This window comes from Pantoea sp. OVA07A, assembly GCF_019969975.1.
Lineage (GTDB): Bacteria > Pseudomonadota > Gammaproteobacteria > Enterobacterales > Enterobacteriaceae > Pantoea > Pantoea agglomerans.
This window is the reverse complement of the sequence record NZ_JAHXYM010000001.1, coordinates 1,157,782-1,173,202: the sequence shown is the minus strand read 5'-3', so window position 1 is coordinate 1,173,202 and position 15,421 is coordinate 1,157,782. Positions and strand designations below refer to the sequence as shown.

At 59.8% G+C, this 15,421-nt stretch carries 13 protein-coding genes; 4 read left to right on the top strand and 9 right to left on the bottom strand.

Annotated elements, in window-relative coordinates; translation table 11 throughout:
* Positions 1 to 160: 160 nt before the first annotated feature.
* Genes LC417_RS05580 through phoB form a run of 3 tightly spaced genes read right to left on the bottom strand, consistent with a single transcriptional unit; the run spans position 161 to position 3,118 of the window.
* Positions 161 to 1,081, bottom strand: coding sequence for a PstS family phosphate ABC transporter substrate-binding protein (locus LC417_RS05580; protein ID WP_050680155.1), 921 nt, complete (start codon positions 1,079 to 1,081; stop codon positions 161 to 163).
* A gap of 19 nt (positions 1,082 to 1,100) precedes the next feature.
* Positions 1,101 to 2,414 (bottom strand): phosphate regulon sensor histidine kinase PhoR, encoded by a 1,314-nt coding sequence (gene phoR, locus LC417_RS05575; protein ID WP_010255313.1) that lies wholly within the window; start codon positions 2,412 to 2,414, stop codon positions 1,101 to 1,103.
* 14 nt (positions 2,415 to 2,428) lie between these two features.
* Positions 2,429 to 3,118 (bottom strand): phosphate response regulator transcription factor PhoB, encoded by a 690-nt coding sequence (phoB, locus tag LC417_RS05570; RefSeq protein WP_003852491.1) that lies wholly within the window; start codon positions 3,116 to 3,118, stop codon positions 2,429 to 2,431.
* A 197-nt stretch (positions 3,119 to 3,315) separates the two neighbouring features.
* On the opposite strand from phoB, the gene sbcD reads away from it, so the two are divergent.
* Complete coding sequence (sbcD, locus tag LC417_RS05565) at positions 3,316 to 4,515, top strand: exonuclease subunit SbcD (protein ID WP_223565593.1); 1,200 nt, start codon at positions 3,316 to 3,318, stop codon at positions 4,513 to 4,515.
* Entirely contained in the window at positions 4,512 to 8,186 is a 3,675-nt protein-coding gene (locus LC417_RS05560) for an AAA family ATPase (RefSeq protein WP_223565592.1), read from the top strand. Before sbcD ends, LC417_RS05560 begins: the two co-directional genes overlap by 4 nt.
* A 29-nt stretch (positions 8,187 to 8,215) precedes the next feature.
* Here the strand turns inward: LC417_RS05560 and LC417_RS05555 are convergent, their stop codons facing one another.
* Genes LC417_RS05555 through LC417_RS05545 form a run of 3 tightly spaced genes read right to left on the bottom strand, consistent with a single transcriptional unit; the run spans position 8,216 to position 9,914 of the window.
* Entirely contained in the window at positions 8,216 to 8,869 is a 654-nt protein-coding gene (locus LC417_RS05555; RefSeq protein WP_031593975.1) for a DUF799 domain-containing protein, read from the bottom strand.
* The gene (locus LC417_RS05550; protein ID WP_033766621.1) at positions 8,866 to 9,225 is read right to left on the bottom strand and encodes a DUF4810 domain-containing protein; all 360 of its coding nucleotides are present in this window, start codon (positions 9,223 to 9,225) and stop codon (positions 8,866 to 8,868) included. The genes LC417_RS05555 and LC417_RS05550 overlap by 4 nt, the downstream gene beginning before the upstream one ends.
* A gap of 11 nt (positions 9,226 to 9,236) precedes the next feature.
* Positions 9,237 to 9,914 (bottom strand): CsgG/HfaB family protein, encoded by a 678-nt coding sequence (locus LC417_RS05545; protein WP_033756751.1) that lies wholly within the window; start codon positions 9,912 to 9,914, stop codon positions 9,237 to 9,239.
* 315 nt (positions 9,915 to 10,229) lie between these two features.
* Here LC417_RS05545 and LC417_RS05540 point away from each other — a divergent pair, with 315 nt between their 5' ends.
* Positions 10,230 to 10,460 carry a cell envelope integrity TolA C-terminal domain-containing protein gene (locus LC417_RS05540; RefSeq protein WP_010255303.1) on the top strand — a complete coding sequence of 77 codons (231 nt, stop codon included), beginning with the start codon at positions 10,230 to 10,232 and terminating at the stop codon, positions 10,458 to 10,460.
* Here the strand turns inward: LC417_RS05540 and LC417_RS05535 are convergent.
* Together LC417_RS05535 and LC417_RS05530 are read right to left on the bottom strand one after the other, a co-directional pair.
* Entirely contained in the window at positions 10,457 to 11,524 is a 1,068-nt protein-coding gene (locus LC417_RS05535) for an AraC family transcriptional regulator (RefSeq protein WP_157351619.1), read from the bottom strand. The two genes, LC417_RS05540 and LC417_RS05535, sit on opposite strands and share 4 nt — an antisense overlap.
* Positions 11,525 to 11,686: 162 nt before the next feature.
* Positions 11,687 to 12,691: a phosphotransferase enzyme family protein gene (locus tag LC417_RS05530; RefSeq protein WP_223565591.1), complete on the bottom strand. Its 1,005-nt coding sequence runs from the start codon at positions 12,689 to 12,691 to the stop codon at positions 11,687 to 11,689.
* 249 nt (positions 12,692 to 12,940) lie between these two features.
* Between LC417_RS05530 and eat the strand changes: the two genes are divergently transcribed.
* Positions 12,941 to 14,305, top strand: a complete 1,365-nt coding sequence (eat, locus tag LC417_RS05525) for an ethanolamine permease (RefSeq protein ID WP_033766618.1) — start codon at positions 12,941 to 12,943, stop codon at positions 14,303 to 14,305.
* Positions 14,306 to 14,388: 83 nt separating this feature from the next.
* Here eat and mak read toward each other — a convergent pair whose 3' ends face one another.
* Positions 14,389 to 15,300, bottom strand: coding sequence for a fructokinase (gene mak / locus LC417_RS05520; RefSeq protein WP_010255298.1), 912 nt, complete (start codon positions 15,298 to 15,300; stop codon positions 14,389 to 14,391).
* Positions 15,301 to 15,421 lie beyond the last annotated feature (121 nt).

The window sequence follows — 15,421 nt, the reverse complement described above, 5'->3', positions numbered from 1 at the left end:
CTCCTGTCTCTCCTGCCGTTAATGACGGCAGGAAATAGTTGCATCCTGATATAAATAGCCATCTGGATGGCTACATGTCTGAACACAGAGTGGCATGAGCCGCTTTCTTCTGCAACTGAAGAAAATTCAGTGATGTTGAAAAAAATTCACGTTCGGAGGATTAACGCAGCGCGGCGCGCGCCTGCGTCATCTGACTGTCAGAGAGCGGCAGATAACCCGCTTCGCTGACCCGCCGCTGTCCCTGTGCCGAAAGTACCTGCTGCAGAAACGCGGCCACCAGCGGCGGCAAAGGTTTGCCGGGCGCTTTATTCACATAGAGATAGAGCGGGCGCGCCCAGGGATAACGGCCACTGCGGATGGCCTCGGCATCCGGGGTAATCGCCTGCCCCTGATCATTCATCACTGCCAGCATTTTTACGCCGCTGAGATGAAAGCCAAAACTGGCGTAGCCGATGCTGCGAGAATTACCGGCCACCGCCTGCACCACTGCGGCCGAGCCGGGAAACTCCGCCACGTCGCTGCGAAAATCACCTTTGCACAGCGCCTGCTGCTTGAAGAAACCCCATGTGCCGGAGGCGGAGTTACGTCCATAGCGCTGAATTGGCCGTTTGCTCCACTGCGCGCCGGTTAAGCCGAGATCGCCCCAGCGCAGCGGCACGTTGTGTGCGCCACACAGACGGGTAATCGAGAAGATGGCGTCGAGCTGACGCGGTTCAATCTGCTGCAGCGGATTGCGCTGATTCACCACCACCACCAGCGCATCCATAGCCACCGGAACCGCCAGCGGCGGATAGCCGTAGCGCGCCTCAAAGGCCTGGCGTTCATCTGCCTGCATCGGGCGGCTCATCGGACCGAGTTGTGCTGCACCCGCCGCCAGCGCGGTCGGCGCAGTAGAAGAGCCGGAGGCCTGAACCTGGACATTGACGCCCGGCGCCTGGCGACTGAAATCTTCGCCCCACAGCGTCATCAGATAGCCCAGCGTATCGGATCCGACGCTGCTGAGATTGCCGGAGAGCGCGCCGGGCTGGGCCAGTGCCAGGCCCGGCAGCAGAGTAACGATCAACAAAAGAAGGATGCGCATCAGGGAGATCCGGCAGCAATTAATGAACGGCATTCTCCTGCATCACGCTGCTGACAATCAACCTCGCTGGCAGCGTAAAGGTAAAACAGGTCTCCTTGTGCGGCACGCTGGTGATATCGAGCCGGGCGTTATGGTGGCTCAGAGCATGTTTCACTATCGCCAGCCCCAGCCCGCTGCCGCCGGTCGCACGCGAACGCGCTTTATCGACCCGGTAGAAACGCTCGGTAAGACGCGGAATATGTTCTGAGGCGATGCCCGGCCCGTTATCGCACACCCGGAAAATGGCCCCCTGTTTGCCGCGCAGCCAGCTGATATCAATTCGCGTGCCATCCGGTGTGTGGTTTACCGCGTTGTAAACCAGATTGGAGATGGCGCTGCGCAGCTGTTCATCGTTGCCGAACACTTTCAGATGGGGATCGGTATGGAAATGGATGTCGTGACGGCCGCCACTCAGCGTTGCCGCCTCATGCTGCAGCAGTTTCAGCATCACCGGCACATCGACCTTCTCTTTCAGATCGATTGCGGGCGCGGCTTCAATGCGCGATAGCGTCAGCAGCTGTTTGACCAGGCTGTCCATGCGGCGCGTCTGCTCCGACATGGTGTGCAGCGCTTTGCTGCGCGAAGGCTCGCTCATCACCGAGTCGTTCATCATCTCCAGATAGCCCTGCAGCACCGTGAGCGGTGTGCGCAATTCATGGCTGACGTTGGCAAAGAAGTTGCGGCGCGCCCCTTCCAGCTGATGCATCTGCGTGACATCACGCGCCACCAGCAGCCACTGCCCTTCGCTGTAGGGCATGACGCGGAACTCCATGTGAAGTTTGTTGTTCAGCACCAGCGTCAGCGGCTTGTCGAAATCGCGCTGGCGAAGATAGCGCGAGAACTCCGGATAACGGAGCAGATTGAGGATGTTCTGGCCATTATCTTCCGGCCAGCGCAGACCCAGGTGCTGCTGCGCCAGGCCGTTACACCAGAAAATGGTGCCCTCTTCGGTGGTCAGGATCACCGCATCCGGCAGCGACTCGGCACCGCTGCGGAAACGCTTAATCAGATTGCCCAGTTCACGCCGCCGCCGCCGGTTGCGGAGCTGCATCTGGTAAAGACCATAAAACAGCGGTTCCCAGCTGGCACGCCCGGCCGGTGGCGTCATGGTGCGGTCGAGCCACAGCCAGTGCGACAGCCGCATCAGATTGTGAAAATGCCACAACAGCACCGTCAGCACGCTCAGCAGCAGCCACCAGGGCAGACCGCCGAACAGCAGGCCCAGCAGCACTGCGGGCAGACAGACCAGCAGCAGTTCTGTCAGTAATCTCTTCCAGGAGAGGCGTTCCAGCACGGTAAAGGCTCCGTTTAGTAGCGGGCAGAGAAACGATACCCTGTTCCGCGAACGGTTTGTACCATGCGATCGTGGCCGGACACTTCCAGCGCTTTACGTAAACGACGGATGTGAACATCGACAGTACGATCTTCCACATACACATTGGTGCCCCAGACGTGGTTCAGCAACTGTTCGCGGCTGTAAACGCGTTCCGGGTGGGTCATAAAGAAGTGCAGCAGCTTATATTCGGTAGGGCCCATCTCCAGCGGCGTGGTTTCGGACATCACGCGATGTGAGGAGGGATCCAGACTCAGCCCCTGCATCTCAATCACCTCTTCCACGGCCATCGGCGAAATACGGCGCATCACCGCTTTGATTCTCGCCATCAGCTCTTTAGGTGAAAAGGGTTTAGTAATGTAATCATCGGCACCCACTTCCAGGCCGCGCACCCGATCCTCCTCTTCGCCGCGCGCGGTGAGCATCATCACCGGGATATCGCGTGTCATCGCCTCGCGTTTCAGATGTTTGATAAACTGAATACCGCTGCCACCGGGTAACATCCAGTCCAGCAAAATCAGATCGGGCCAGGGTTCAATCAGCTTGCCAACGGCGCTGTCATAATCTTCCGCCTCGATTGGCTGATAGTCGTTCTGCTCCAGAACAAAACACAACATTTCACGGATGGGGGCTTCATCCTCCACAACCAAAATGCGCTTAGCCATTATTACTCCTGCTGATTATGACGGATGTCACTGAGATTCGCGGCGCCATTATGCGTCAGATTTGTGACACTTTTATGAAAAACATAACCTGCCTGTAACCTCACTGGTAATCATTTATGACAGCGCAGCGACAATTTTTTGCTTTGGCCGCAGAGCCAGTATAATCGCCGGGCGAATCACAACGGCAGGGACTCATCATGCGCATCATTCATACTGCGGACTGGCATCTGGGGCAGTTCTTCTACAACAAAAGTCGGGCAGCCGAACATCAGGCATTTCTCGACTGGCTGTTGATCCAGATTGAACAGCATCAGGTGGATGCGTTGATCATCGCAGGCGATCTGTTTGATACCGGTACACCGCCCAGCTACGCCCGCGAAATGTTCAACCGCTTTGTGGTGGCGCTGCAGCCCAGCGGCTGTCAGTTGATTGTGCTGGCGGGAAACCACGATTCCGTTGCCACGCTGAATGAGTCGCGTGAGCTGCTCGCCTGCCTCAATACCCGGGTGATCGCCACCCCGCAGGAGAAGGATGATTTGCTGCTGCTCAACACCCGCCAGGGCGAGCCGGGCGCGCTGCTGTGTGCGATTCCCTATCTGCGGCCGCGCGATATCCTGCGCAGCCGGGCGGGTCAGTCGGGACGCGACAAGCAGACCTCGCTGCTGGAAGCGATCGCCCACCACTATCAGCAGCGTTTCACTGCCGCCCAGGCGCTGGGCCATGCACTGCCGATTATCGCCACCGGCCATCTCACCACCGTCGGCGTCAGCCAGAGCGATTCGGTGCGCGACATCTATATCGGGACGCTGGATGCCTTCCCGGCCAGCGCGTTTCCCGCGGCTGACTATATCGCACTGGGGCATATTCATCGCGCCCAGCGCGTCGCGGGCAGCGAACATATCCGCTACAGCGGCTCGCCAATTCCGCTGAGTTTTGATGAGCTGGGCACAGAAAAAAGCGTCTTCCTGCTGGAGCTCACCACCAGCGGCCTGCAATCAGTCACGCCGCTGGTGGTGCCACAGGCGCAGCCGATGCAGGTGCTGAAAGGATCGCTGGCGCAGATTGCAGAGCAGTTAAATGCCTTCAGCACGGCAGAGCAGGAGAAGCCGACCTGGCTCGACATCGAAGTCACCACCCAGGAGTATCTCAGCGATCTGCAGCGTCAGGTAGAAACCCTGACCGCCACGCTGCCGGTCGAAGTCCTGTTGCTCCGCCGCAGCCGTGAACAGCGGCAACAGAGCCTGGCGCGGCTCGACAACGAAACCCTGAGTGAGCTGAAGGTGGAGGAGGTCTTTGCCCGCCGGCTGGCGCTGGATGAGGAGCTGCAACCGGCGCAAATCGCCGAGATGACCACCCTGTTCCGCCAGACGCTGGCCGCCATGGAAGAGACCCAATGAAGATCCTCACGCTACGGTTCAAAAACCTCAATGCCCTGCGCGGTGAATGGTTCATCGACTTCCGCGCCGAACCTTTTGCCAGCAACGGCCTGTTCGCCATTACCGGTGCCACCGGCGCCGGTAAAACCACCCTGCTGGATGCCATCTGCCTGGCGCTCTATCACCAGACACCGCGCCTGGGCGCGATTTCCCAGAGCCAGAATGCGCTGATGACTCGCGACTGCGCCGAATGTCTGGCCGAGGTGGAGTTTGAGATCAAAGGAGAAGCCTGGCGCGCCTTCTGGAGCCAGAACCGCGCGCGCGGCACTGCCGACGGCAAGCTACAGGCACCGCGCGTTGAGCTGGCACGCTGCGCTGACAACACTATTGTTGCCGATAAAGTCGGTGACAAGCTGAAGCTGATCGAAACCCTCTCCGGGCTCGATTTCGAAAGGTTTACCCGCTCGATGATGCTGTCACAAGGCCAGTTCGCCGCCTTTCTCAATGCCAAAGCCAGTGAGCGCGCGGAACTGCTTGAGGAGCTGACCGGCACCGAAATTTACGGTCTGATTTCCGCCGCCATCTACGAGCGCCACAAAGAGGCAAAAACCCAGCTGGATCTGCTGCGCAGCCAGGCGGGAGCGATGGCGCTGCTGGATAGCGACGCACGCGCCGCGCTGCAACAGCAGCTCACCGATCTGACCGATGCGGAACAGCAGCTCAGCGCGCACTATCAGCAGGCGCAGCAACAGCAGCAGTGGCAACAGCAGGCGCAGCAGTTACAGCAGGAAGATGCGCAGGCTGACGTCGCGCTGCAGCAGGCCCAGGCTGCATCCCAGGCGGCAGAGGCCGATCGTCAGCGTCTTGCACGCAGCGAACCGGCTGAAAAGCTGCGGGTAAAACTGCAGCAGCGCGACGCGTTACGCACCGAACAGCAGCAGGTCGTGAGCCGCTGTCAGCAACTCACGTCGGCGCAGCAGCAGGCGCAGAGCCAACAGCAGCAGCATCAACAGCACTACGCGACGACCCAGAGTGCCCGCCAGCAGGCGCTGCAGGAACAGCAGCAGCAGGAAAGTCTGCTGACAGAACAGGTGCTGCCGCTGGATCAGCGGATCAGCGCACTGCAGCAGCAGCTTGCGGAGCAGCAGCAGGAAAATGCCCGACAGCAGCAGCATGCTGATCAGACACAGGCCAGCCTGGCAGAGCAGAAGCGCCAGGTTGAGACATGGCAGCAGGCGATTGCCGAACAGCATCAGTTACGCCAGCAGCTTGCCGATCTCGCCCAATGGGGCGCTTCGCTGCCGGTGTGGCAGGAGAACTTTGCCCTGCTGGCGCAGCGTGAAGCGACCCTGGCCGGACTGGCGCAACAGCGCGAGCAGCAGCAGCGACAGATCGCTGCCCAGCAGGCGGAACAGCAGCAGCAGGCAGAACAGGCGCTCCCGCGCCAGCAGGCGGAGCAACAGGCCCGCCAGGCGCTCTCGCAGGCGGAGCAAGTACTAACTTCGCTACAGGAACAGCATCCGCCTGCCGCACTGCGTCAGGCATTAAGCCAGTTGCAGAACAGCCGTCCGGCTCGTCAGCAACTGCTGCTGCTTTCAACCCAGTGGCAGCCGCTGCACCAGCAGCTGGGCCAGCGCCAGCAGCGGCTTATCGCGCTCGCAAAAGCGCATCAGCAGAGTGAAGCGGAACTCCAGGCCCTGCGCGAAACGTGGAAACGCGAAAAACAGCAGCTGGATGATGTCGAAAAAATCTGCGCGCTGGAGCAGCAGATTGTCGATCTCAGCGATTACCGCGCCCGGCTCGTCGCCGATCAGCCCTGTCCGCTGTGCGGCTCCTGCACGCATCCCGCCGTTGAGGCCTACAGCACGCTGGAAGTAAGTGCTAACCAGCAGCGCCGGGCTGCACTGCAGCAACAAACCGAGGCATTGCGCGAAGCGGGCACGACAAAAAGCGAACAGCTGAAACAGTCAGCCGTGCAGCAGCAGACCCTGCGCGATGAGATCGCGGAGATGCAGCAACAGCTCGATCGGCTTGAGCAGCAATGGCAGGCGCTGAGCGGTGAGCTGGCACTTACCTTCCCGCTCGCCGATCGAGATGCCTTAACCGCGTGGGAGCAGCAGCAAAGCGAACGTGAAAGCCAGCTTGAGCAACAGCGACAGGCGCAGGAAGCCGCCGAACAGGCGCGTCAGGCCGCAAAGGATTACAATCTTCAGCAGTCACAGGCCTGGCAGCAGCATTTGCAGGCAGAACAGCTGGCGCAGCAGTCGCTGTCCAGCCTGCAACAGGCGCTGGATGCGCTGCAACAGCGTCAGCAGCAGGAACAGCAGGCCATGGCGCAATTGCAGAGTCGTCTGGAGCAGCAGTTCAGTGCACACAACCTTGCCCTGCCCGACGCCGCCCATCGCGATGCGTGGCTGACAGAACAGCAGCGGCGCTGGGAGCGCTGGCAGGAAAGTGAGCGGTTGCTAGCAAACCTGCAACCGCAGCTGTTAAAGGGGGAAACCCAGCTCACTGCCCTGCAACAGCAGGCAGAACTGGAGCAGCAGCAGCTCACCACTCGTCAGCAGCAGCAAAACCAGCGCGAGACGCAGCTCAGCGAGATGCGCCGTGCCCGTCAGGCGCTGTTTGGCGACCGCGAGGTCACCCACGCCCGCCAGCAGATACAGGCCCGCGTTCAGCAGGCTGATGAACAACTGGCACAGCAGCTCACTGCCCTGCAACAGGCGCAGGCCGAGGTCAGTCGCCTGCAGGGTGAGCTTTCGGGACTGGAAAATCAGCGGCAGACTCTCAATAGCAAACTGGCAGAGGCGGAAAGCGCGCTGCAGCAGGCACTCGAGAGCGCCGGATTCGCGGATGAAGCCAGCCTGCGCGCGGCGCTGCTGGATGAGCAGACCGCATTGCAACTGCGTCAGCAGTTGCAGCAGCTCGATCAGCAATGCCAGCAGCAGCAGGCGCGACTGGCGGATCTGCGTCAGCGGCTCAGTCTCCATCAGCAGACGAAACCCGCTGCGATGCCGGAATCCGCCGAGGCGCTGGCGCAACAGCTGGAGCAGTTACGGCTGGCACTGCGCGACAACGCCAGCCAGCAGGGTCAGATTCAGCAGCAGCTGCAGAGCGATGCCAGCCTTCGTGTGCGCCAGCAGAGCCTGATGACACAGATTGAACAGGATGGTGTGACGCTGGCGCAGTGGAGCCTGCTCAACGATCTGATTGGCTCCGCCAGCGGCGATAAATTCCGGCGCTTCGCCCAGGGCTTAACGCTGGATCACCTGGTGGCCCTGGCTAACCGTCAGCTCGATCGGCTGCATGGCCGCTATCTGCTGCAGCGACGGGCGCAGGATCTGCTGGAGCTGGATGTGGTCGATACCTGGCAAGCCGATGCGGCGCGCGATACCCGCACGCTGTCGGGTGGCGAGAGCTTCCTGGTGAGTCTGGCGCTGGCGCTGGCGTTATCGGATCTGGTCAGCCACAAAACGCGCATCGAATCGCTGTTTCTGGATGAGGGATTTGGCACGCTGGATGCGCAGACGCTCGACACCGCGCTGGACGCACTCGATGCACTCAACGCCAGCGGCAAAACCATTGGGGTCATCAGTCACGTGGAAGCGATGAAGGAGCGTATTCCGGTACAGATTAAAGTACGCAAGATGAATGGGCTGGGTTACAGCCAGCTGGAACTGCCGCAGGGATAACGGGCGCCGCAGCGCCCGTTTACGTGCAATCAGCGGGCGCTGACGAGCTTGTAGCGAGGGCCGGTGAGTAACCCGCCCTGCTCGTTCTGTGCCAGTAGACGATTGCTGGTCAGTCCGGCCACGGTGTGCGCTTTATCAGTCACGTTGCTGGCAATCTGTTTGATCGCCGCACTGACCAGCATGCCGACCAGTCCACCGTTGTTGTTGTTGCCATCTTCACTGTCGCTGGCACTGGCCTTACCCTGCCAGATCTCTTTGCCGCTGCGCAGATCCACCAGCCGTGCTTTGGCGGTTACGATCGTCACGCTGTCAATGACCCGATAGCTGCTGCCATATTCGCTGATCGAGATATAGAGCGCGCTGTCGGCGTGGAAAATCTCATTCAGACGCTTCGCGCTGACGGCCTGGGCGTCACTGGCACTGGTCAGGCCATTCTGCTGAAAGGTCTCTTCAACCACTGCCACCGGGAAGACGTAGTAACCGGCTTCGGCCAGCGGGCGCGTCACCAGCGAGGTCAGACTGTGCGCGGCATTGATATCCGGCGAGGTGTTATCGGCCGGCAGCACCAGAATCGAGGCGGGCTTGCTGGCACGGAACGCACTGTAGTCATACGGTTTTTTCGTCGCACAACCGGTCAGCAGCAGCATCATCAGCACGCCGCCGAGGGCAATCAGTTTTTTCACCGTACCACTCCTTGTTTTTTACTCATCAGAAAATCCATGTAAGGTGCCGATTCGGGAAACAGCTGCTTCTCGGTGGCAAACTGACCAAAGGCTTTATTGGTATCGCCGGTTTTGGCATAGAGCAGACCAAGCTGGGCGTGCAGGCCAGGCGCAACCGGCTGGTTAACGGCACGGGCTTTTTCAATGTCCAGATTCAGCGCATCGATCTGCTTCAGCGGATCGCTGCCCGGCTGATAGTAACTGTAAACCTGCTGCTGATAATCGCCCCAGTAATAGATCGTTTTCGGCGCTTTTGGCGCACAGCCTGCCAGCAACGCCGCTGCAATCAGCAGGCTGCTCAGTGTCATCATCTTCATTTACTGCTTCCTTATTTAGCCGGACGCCATGCGCCGTTGTTGATTCCATCCACTAAATGATCGACCGCTTCGCGAATCGCCAGATCCATCACTTTGCCGTTCAGCGTTGAGTCATAGCTGCTGGTGCCACCAAAGCCGATGACCTCACGTGCGGAGAGCTGATACTCGCCCGCGCCCTGGGTGCTGTAGACCACCTCTGAGGTGGTGACATCCACTACGTTCAGATTCACTTTGGCATAGGCGATCTGCGTTTTGCCGCGGCCCAGAATGCCCCACAGCTGCTGATCGCCCACTTCTTTGCGGCCAAACTCGGTGATATCACCGGTGATGATGAAGTTCGCGCCTTTGATATTCTGCTGGCTGCGTTTGAAGTCCGACTCCTGCTGCAGCTCTTTCAGGTTGCTGCGATCCAGCACGCTGAACCGGTTGGTCTGCTGCAGATGGGTAATCAGAATGGTTTTTGACTGATTGCCCAGCCGATCGACACCATCAGAGAAAATGCCGTTCATATAGGAGGAGCGGTTATCGAACTGACCCACCGCAATCGGGCTGCGCACGCCCTGATAAACCGGCTGGCTGGCCGCGCGAACCTGGGGGGCCTGAATAGCGCGGGAAGATTCAGTGGCGCAGCCGCTGATGAGCGAGGCCGTTAACAGGGAGAGTGCCGCAAAGGCATATTTTTTCTGCATTTCTAATCCATGAAGTGAAAGAGATGTAACCCGCGCCAGGGCGGTAAATTCTGGTTCTGACGACAGTCGGAGTAATGCCATAGCATTCATGATGCCGGTCTGTAGACTGTCGGCAGCAGACCGGAAGATCTTTAAGGAAAGTTGGCCAGTTAAATGAATTTAATTAATATAACGATGAGAATGTTGCCGGGGGTGATTATTGCAATGTCGCTCAGCGCCTGTCAGCAACCTGTGACAAAGCAACGGGATAGCGTGGCAAACCTCTGTCAGCCGTCGAAAGATCCAGACAGCCAATCCTGTCACTGGACTAATCAAATGCAGCCAGTACTGAACCGGCAGTTCAGCGATGCGGCGCGTTACGCCGGTCAGCAATGTCTGGTACGGATGGAGTGGCAACCACACAGCAGACATTATGCGGTGACCCAGACGCAGGGTGATGAAGCGCTCTGCCTGCGCGCCTGGCAGCTGGTCGCGCAGACCCGCGATCTGCCGCCGCCGCCGGAGCCTGGACAACCGGCGTGGTTCGGCTTTGCGCCGCGCGGTTAGCTGGCCAGACCTTCCTGACGCCACTGGCGCGGACTGATGCCAAACCAGCGACGAAAGGCGCGTGAAAACGCGCTGACTTCCGAGTAGCCCAGCAGCAGCGCCATCTCAGAGATGGGCAGCTGCTTCTGCTGCAGATAGTATGTCGCCATTTCGCAGCGCACCTGATCGACCAGCGCGGTAAAGCTGCTGCCCTCTTCGCGCAGCCGCCGCTGCAGTGACCAGCTCGAAAGTCCGAGCTTATCCGCCACCTCTTCCAGCACCGGCTCACCCTGCATCAGCGATAAATTAACCTGCGAACGCGCCTGCTCAATCATGCTCTGCTGCGACGTCCCACGGTTAAGCCGCCGGATCGCATCCTGCATCACTATTAACAGGATCGGATCGCTCTCCGGCATGGCGCGCAGCAGATCGCGCTTGGGGATCACCAGTGAATTAAACGGCTGATCGAACCAGACCGGCGCATCAAACACTTTGCAGTGATCGTGCCACTGGCCGGGACGCGGATGTTCAAAGTGGACTTCGCGCGGTGCCCAGTGTCTGCCTGCCACGTGGCGGATCAGATTCATAAACATCCCCAGCGTCAGCTCTGCATCCTGTCGGCGCGACAGGATCGCGCCATGTCGCACCTGATAGTCCAGCCGCCAGCACTCTCCCTTATCCACCAGCCGGGTTAAGGTGTCGTGCTGATGCCAGGGAAACGCGTTGACCACATTATGCAGCGCCTGTTCCAGCGTGGCGGAGCACAAACCGATGTAGCCGATCAGGCCTAATGACTGCGGTTTAAACTGCCTGCCGTAGTGCAAACCGAAGTTATCAAAACCGGAGTGACGCGCCGCCTCTTCCAGCACCCGACAGTAGTTAACCAGCCCCAGGCTGAGCGTCGGACTGGCCAGGCGCTCCGGATCGATGCCGCTGATGCCGAAGATACGATCAACATCGCCGCCCTGGGTATGAATAAAGTCGCCTAAGCCGGTCGCCGCCGCTGCCAGCACGCCGTGATTGCCTGCCCCCGCCGCTGCCGAGCAGGCCGCAAACGCATCGGGCTTTATCAGTGTCGGATTCATGGTCGCCTCAGTCAGAATTCAGGTGGATCACCCGTTACTCCTATCCGAGCAATTTCCATACCAGGTCCCTGATGCCCGACGCGCCGCCTGCGGGCTGTCCGGGCGGCGCGCGGGCTACGCGCAGGGCACTGCGGCGGCGCAGCGACGCCCGCCGCTGGTGCATCAGACGCCGACCGGCAGCTGCTCACCTTCCAGATAGCGGCGGCAGAGGCGGACCGAGTGGCTGGCCCACGCCGATCCCAGGCTGCGCGCCATTTCGGTTTCGGCATGTGATCCCACCCACGCGGTGAGCTGGATACGACGCTGGATTAACAGCGCGGGCAGCATGGCCATCTCCGCATCGCTGATATGCGACACCTGCTCATAGCCGCGGATCCAGTGATCGATCCACTCTGGCGCGCGCGGATGATGCTCAACAAAACTGATCGCCGCCGCCAGATCGTGCAGATACCAGCCTAGCCCGCAGTCATCGAAATCGATCACCCGCGTTTCGCCCTTGTGCAGCAGCAGATTGGTCAGCCGCAGATCGGCGTGGATCAGGCCATAGCGATCCGATCCTTTACCGAACTGCGTCATCGCCGCGCCGACCTGGCTTATCGCCAGCTCTAACACGCCGTGATCGGCAGGATTCAGATTCGGCGCATCCTGCCAGCGTCCCCAGTGACTCTCTGCGCTGGTCATGGTGTGGTGATCCCAGATGATGCGCTGGAAACCCGCAGGCGGCTGCCACTGTTTACTGTGCTGATGCAGCCGCGCGGTGATCTGGCCGAGCTGCTGAAAGGCGCGAGGATCGACGTCGGTGGTCGGCATCTCTCCGTCGATCCAGTGAAACAGCACCACGTAGCGTTCACCGCCCTCCGGCAGCCGCAGCGTCAGCACGGTTTCGCCCTCTTTGTCCGGCACCGCTTCCGGCACCATAATGCCGGTTTCGCGCAGCGCATTGAGCCACAGCAGTTCGCTGACGATGTCGGCTTTTTGATGATAATCGCCGCGATGCAGTCGCAGCGCATAACGCCGGCCTGCCGCCTGCAGCAGAAACGTGGCGTTCTCTGAGCGGCACAGCAGGCTGAGCTGGCCCTGCAGCGCGGCGGGATAACAGGCCAGCGCCTGCTGCGCCATCAGGGTGAGTTGGGAATCAGTCAGGTTGTCATATTGTTTAGCGCTCATCAGTCCGGCTCCTTGTCACTTGCGTTATCTCAGCATGCGTTGCCGGAAGGTGAGCTGCTTGACTCCGGAAGAGACAAAGTTGACCGCAGCGTGCAGCTGGCCCGGTTGTTGCCTGTGAGTTGACCGTGGAGAACAGAAGTCACTGCGCCCGCGTCAAGTCGTGGCGAGTAATGCAACGGCATTATCCCCTTACTGTAGCGTAATGGCGGTGTAACGCCGCGCGAAGCCAACAACGACGGGGATAACAGTATGACAAACAGACTCAAGCCCACTCTGGGCACCCTGCATCTGTGGGGGATTGCGGTTGGCCTGGTCATTTCAGGCGAATATTTTGGCTGGAGTTACGGCTGGGCTGTGGCGGGCACCCTAGGATTCCTGGTCACCACCGCGTTGATCGCCACGCTCTATACCTGCTTTATTTTTAGCTTCACCGAACTGACCACCGCGATCCCCCATGCAGGCGGGCCATTTGCCTATAGTCGCCGCGCCTTTGGCGAAACCGGCGGACTGATTGCCGGTCTGGCGACGCTGATTGAGTTTGTCTTTGCGCCACCGGCGATTGCCATGGCGATTGGGGCTTATCTCAACGTGCAGTATCCCGAACTGAACCCGAAGACTGCGGCGGTCGGGGCTTACCTGGTGTTTATGACGCTGAATATTCTCGGCGTAAAACTGGCGGCGATGTTTGAACTGGTTGTGACGGTGCTGGCGGTGATTGAACTGCTGGTGTTTATGGGTGTGGTTTCACCCGGCTTCAGCCTGGCGAACTTTGCCGCGCACGGCTGGGCAGGCAGTGACAGCTTCGGACTGCCCGCCTTCTCCGGCATTTTCGCCGCCATTCCTTTTGCCATCTGGTTTTTCCTTGCCATTGAAGGCGCGGCGATGGCGGCCGAAGAGGCGAAAGATCCGACCCGGACCATTCCCCGCGCCTACATCAGCGGGATTCTGACGCTGGTGGTGCTGGCGATAGGTGTGATGCTGATGGCGGGCGGCGCGGGCGACTGGCGCAAACTTGCCGATATTAACGATCCGCTGCCGCAGGCGATGAAAATGATTGTCGGCGAACACTCTAACTGGATGCATATGCTGGTGTGGATCGGACTGTTTGGCCTGATTGCCAGCTTCCACGGCATCATTCTCGGCTATTCACGGCAGTTTTTTGCCCTGGCACGCGCGGGCTATCTGCCGCCTTCTCTGGCCAAACTGTCGCGTTTCCAGACCCCGCATCGGGCGATTATTCTCGGCGGCGTGCTGGGTATCGCGGCAATTTACAGCGATGGCGTGATTAATCTGCAGGGGATGACGCTGACGGCGGCGATGATCACCATGGCGGTATTTGGCGCGATTGTGATGTACATCATGAGTATGCTAAGTCTGTTTAAATTGCGCCGCAGCGCGCCGGAGATGGTCCGCAGTTTCCGCGCGCCGGGCTATCCGATTGTTCCGGGCATCGCCCTGCTGCTGTCGGTAGTCTGTCTGCTGGCGATGCTGTGGTTTAATCCGGTGATTGGCGCGCTGTTTTTCGCCATCATGCTGGCAGGCTATCTCTACTTCCTCGCCACCAAAGCGCAGCGCGATCGGGCGCCGCAGGACAGTATGCTGGTCGGCGAATAAAAGCGGCGCGGGTGAGTGCCTTGGGTTAACGATTCAGCGCCGGGTCTCTCCGGCGCTGAATCGTCAGCGGATGCTCGGGTAACTCAGCCGTTAAGCGGCCAGAGCCACGCCGCACCGCGTACGCCACTGGAGTCGCCATGCTGCGCCTTCAGCACCGGCGTTTCACACTCCCCGCCAAATACCCACTTCTTCATCAGCACCGGCACGGTCTGATAGAGACGATCCACATTGCTCATCCCACCGCCCAGCACAATCACATCGGGATCGATCAGGTTCACCACCTGCGCCAGCGATTTAGCCAGCCGCAACTCATAGCGGCTCATCGCCAGTTCGGCGATCGGATCCTGCTGCGCCAGCAGCGAGACGATCTCCGCACCTTTGCGATGCACGCCGCTCAGCCGCTGATAGTCGATACCAAAACCGGTGCCTGAAACAAAGGTCTCAATGCAGCCCTGCTGCCCGCAATAACAGGGCACTTCCTGACGGTAGCGCAGCTCATCCTCATCCATCCACGGCAGCGGATTGTGGCCCCACTCACCGGCATTGCCGTTGCCCCCGATACGCGACTCACCGTTGATCGCCACACCGGCGCCCGATCCGGTGCCGATGATCACGGCAAACACCAGCGACTGTCCGGCACCGGCACCGTCGATCGCTTCCGACACCGCCAGGCAGTTGGCGTCGTTGGCGATACGCACTTCCCGGTTCAGCGCCTGCGCCAGATCTTTATCCAGCGGCTGACCGTTGAGCCAGGTGGAGTTGGCATTTTTTACCCGCTTACTGTAAGGCGAAAGCGTGCCGGGAATACCGAGGCCGACCGTGCCGGTTTCGCCGGTTTTCTGCTCCGCCAGCGTGACCAGATCGACAATCGCCTGTACCGTTGCCTGATAGTCATCACGCGGGGTATTCACCCGGTGGCGGAACAGTTCCTCTCCCTTATCCGACAATGCGATCACTTCTGTCTTGGTGCCACCCAGATCTATGCCTATGCGCAAGATTACGTCCTCGTTATTCGTTCAGGTGAGAGATACAGTAAAAGGCGTCTGCCGGAAAGGCAATGAAACCACTCCGATGTTTCGCTATCATGCGCGCTGACTCTCGCAGACTTGTGCGCCC

Bases quoted from the DNA above. Each gene is read 5' to 3' on its own strand.
- eat (WP_033766618.1), top strand. From the start codon at position 12,941: ATGACAAACAGACTCAAGCCCACTCTGGGCACCCTGCATCTGTGGGGG.
- LC417_RS05545 (WP_033756751.1), bottom strand. From the start codon at position 9,914: ATGCAGAAAAAATATGCCTTTGCGGCACTCTCCCTGTTAACGGCCTCG.
- LC417_RS05535 (WP_157351619.1), bottom strand. From the start codon at position 11,524: ATGAATCCGACACTGATAAAGCCCGATGCGTTTGCGGCCTGCTCGGCA.
- phoB (WP_003852491.1), bottom strand. From the start codon at position 3,118: ATGGCTAAGCGCATTTTGGTTGTGGAGGATGAAGCCCCCATCCGTGAA.
- sbcD (WP_223565593.1), top strand. From the start codon at position 3,316: ATGCGCATCATTCATACTGCGGACTGGCATCTGGGGCAGTTCTTCTAC.
- LC417_RS05580 (WP_050680155.1), bottom strand. From the start codon at position 1,081: ATGCGCATCCTTCTTTTGTTGATCGTTACTCTGCTGCCGGGCCTGGCA.
- LC417_RS05530 (WP_223565591.1), bottom strand. From the start codon at position 12,691: ATGAGCGCTAAACAATATGACAACCTGACTGATTCCCAACTCACCCTG.
- LC417_RS05540 (WP_010255303.1), top strand. From the start codon at position 10,230: ATGCAGCCAGTACTGAACCGGCAGTTCAGCGATGCGGCGCGTTACGCC.
- LC417_RS05560 (WP_223565592.1), top strand. From the start codon at position 4,512: ATGAAGATCCTCACGCTACGGTTCAAAAACCTCAATGCCCTGCGCGGT.
- LC417_RS05550 (WP_033766621.1), bottom strand. From the start codon at position 9,225: ATGAAGATGATGACACTGAGCAGCCTGCTGATTGCAGCGGCGTTGCTG.